Annotated in this window: 3 protein-coding genes; 2 read left to right on the top strand and 1 reads right to left on the bottom strand. The window is 74.9% G+C overall.

Annotation, left to right across the window (positions count from 1 at the left end):
- The first annotated feature begins 36 nt into the window (after window positions 1–36).
- The gene (locus I5E_RS09770) at window positions 37–741 is read left to right on the top strand and encodes an SDR family oxidoreductase (RefSeq protein WP_022906810.1); all 705 of its coding nucleotides are present in this window, start codon (window positions 37–39) and stop codon (window positions 739–741) included.
- 54 nt (window positions 742–795) lie between these two features.
- Here I5E_RS09770 and I5E_RS09765 read toward each other — a convergent pair whose 3' ends face one another.
- Entirely contained in the window at window positions 796–1,896 is a 1,101-nt protein-coding gene (locus I5E_RS09765) for a glycosyltransferase family 9 protein (protein ID WP_022906809.1), read from the bottom strand.
- Window positions 1,897–2,030: 134 nt separating this feature from the next.
- Here I5E_RS09765 and I5E_RS09760 point away from each other — a divergent pair.
- A partial coding sequence (locus tag I5E_RS09760) for an aldehyde dehydrogenase family protein (RefSeq protein WP_031262089.1) occupies window positions 2,031–2,338 on the top strand: 308 nt, incomplete at its 3' end.

The raw sequence follows: 2,338 nt of genomic DNA, 5'->3' as shown, positions 1-2,338 counted from the left end.
ACCGCGCGCGAGCACCGCCACCACGGAAGGAAGTCCATGCCCGTCCCCACCACCCCCATCGGCCGCGTCCTCGTCACCGGCGGCGCCTCCGGCCTCGGAGCCGCCGTCGTCGCCTTGGTCACCGAGGCCGGCGGTACCCCGATCGTCCTCGACCTGCGGGTCGACGCCGTCCCGGAGGGCACCGACGCGGTCGCGGTCGACGTCACCGACACCGAGGCCACCGAGCGTGCCGTGCGCGACGCGGCCGAGCGGCACGGCGGTCTCGACGCGGTCGTCACCGCGGCCGGGATCGACAAGCCCGCGCCGATCGGCGGCATCTCCTCCGGGGACTGGGAGCGCATCGTCGCCGTCAACCTGCTCGGCACCGCAGCGGTCGTGCGTGCGGCGCTGCCGGCGCTCGAGGCCTCGCACGGCCGGGTCGTGACGATCTCGTCCTCGCTCGCCCTGCGCGGGGTCGGGGACGGCACCGCCTACTCGGCGTCGAAGTTCGGTGTCCGCGGGTTCTCGCAGGCGCTCGCCGCCGAGACCGGCGGCAGCGTCGGCGTGACGAACGTCATCCCCGCCGGGATGCGCACGAACTTCTTCGCGGACCGCACCGAGCAGTACAAGCCCGGTCCGGACGCGCAGCTCATCGAGCCCGAGTACGTGGCGAACGCGATCCTGTTCGCGCTGTCGCAGCCGGCCGGCTGCGAGATCCGCGAGATGTCGATCATGCCGGCGACGGAGCCGAGCTGGCCGTAGACCGCACCGAGTGCGGGACGCCAGGCGCGGTGCGGGCTCGCACCGCGCCTCCCGTCACGTGGTGCGGAGCAGGTCCTCGACGTCGGCCAGGACCGCCTGCGGATCGACCGCGTCGACGTACGACGGGTCGTGCGCGCAGCGCTCGGCCGTCCACCCGACCTGCGTGACGTCGATGCCGCAGACCGGGCACCGCGTCACGTAGGCGAGGTGCACGCGGTGCCGGCCGCGGTCGAACGGCCCGGCGTTCACGATGTTGCCGAACCAGAACACCCCGACCGTCGGCGTCCCGACGGCGACCGCGAGGTGTCGCGGGCCGGAGTCGTTCCCGACCACGACGTCGGCGGCGGCGAGCACCGCGGGCAGCTCGGTCAGCGGGAGCGATCCGGTCACGTCGTGCAGCCGGCCCACGACCTCGTCCGGCAGCGCCGCCCGGATCGCGCGGGCCGCGGGGACGTCGGTCGCGTCACCGACCAGGACCACGTCGTCGCCGGCGCGGAGTCGGGCCAGGGCGACGGCGGCGAAGCGCTCCGGGCTCCACCGTCGACGCGGGTCGGTGGCGCCCGGGTGGATCGCGACGAGCCGGTCGGTCACCCCGAGTCCGTCGCGGACCGCCAGGCGTTCCTCGTCGGTGACGCGGACGCGAGGATCGAGCACCACCGGTGCTGCACCGGCGAGCGAGACGACCTCGAGCGCCCGCAGGACCTCGTGCTGGTAGTAGACGTAGCGGACCCAGCGGTCCAGCACCTCGGCGTCCTCGGTGGCGGTGCCGACCGTGTGCCGGGCGCCGAGGCGGAGCAGGAACGGGTTCGAGTTCCGGCCGCCGCCGTGGAGCTGCACGGCCAGGTCGAAGCGGCCGACGGTCCGCGCCTCGAAGGCCTCGACGGTCGGGGCACCGGCACCGGCACCGGCTCCGGCGTCCCGGACGCCCGGCACGACCGGGAGCTCCTCGAACGCGTGCACGGCGTCGGTCCGACCGCGCAGGACCGCCGGTGCGATCGGTGTGCCGAGCAGGGTGACCCGCGCCGCCGGGTAGGCCGCCGCGAGGGCCTCGATCGCAGGGACGACGAACATGAGGTCGCCGAGTCCACCGCCCCGGAGCACCGCGATCTCGCGGACGTCGTCGAAGGGTTCTCCACCGTTGCCGATCAGTTGCACCCGTCCCGTCTACCGACCGTGCGCCGCCCGGGCGTCCAGCAGCGACGCCGGATGGACGAGAAACGCGATGCCGTGGGCGTGCCCAGCACCGCGCGAGGAGCGTCGGACGCCCGCCAGCCCCTCGGAAGGACACCATGACGATCGCACCCCCCGCCACGGACGACATCGTCGTGGCCGACCCGACCACCGGGGCCCTCGCCAGCTCCGTGCGGCGCGCCACCGAGGACGAGGTCCGGGAAGCAGTCGCGCGTGCCCGCGCGGCTGCACGGGCCTGGGCTCGCACCGCGCCCGCGGAACGCGGAGCCCTGCTCCACCGCGCGGCCGAGCACGTCCGTGCGCACGCACAGGAGTTGGCGGACCTCAACACCCGCGAGACCGGCAAGGGTCCCCGGCGACGCGATCGGCGGGGTGGAGGCGGGCATCGGGACCCTCGTGCAGTACG

The sequence above is a fragment of the Curtobacterium sp. B18 genome (genome assembly GCF_000333375.1).
GTDB lineage: Bacteria > Actinomycetota > Actinomycetes > Actinomycetales > Microbacteriaceae > Curtobacterium.
The sequence above is the reverse complement of the archived record's forward strand: the minus strand, read 5'-3'. Positions and strand labels throughout refer to the sequence as shown.